We start from the raw sequence: 287 nt of genomic DNA on the forward strand, positions 1-287 counted from the left end.
AGCCGATCAGCGCGAGGGGCAGCCCGTCGCGCTGATCGGCTCGCTCGCGACGCTGGTCTTCGTGTTCGGCGCCCTGACTCAGCTCCTGATGGGGCGCCTGATCGACCGCTACAGCCTGCCGACGCTCTTCCTCGCGCTCTCCACCCTGCAACCGATCGGCCACGGCCTCGCGGCGGTCAGCACGGGCGTGCCGCTCCTCGTCGGGCTCGTGCTGACGATGGCGGCGCTCTACGGACAGGTCGTGATCAACGACGCGATGGTGGCGCGCTACGTCCCGCCCGCCTATC

At 70.4% G+C, this 287-nt stretch carries 1 pseudogene; it reads left to right on the top strand.

The annotated features are described in order from the left end of the window. Positions 1 to 287 (top strand): annotated as a pseudogene (locus tag ACLBXP_RS25965) (MFS transporter); the annotation flags it as partial.

It is taken from the genome of Methylobacterium sp. A54F, from assembly GCF_053346035.1.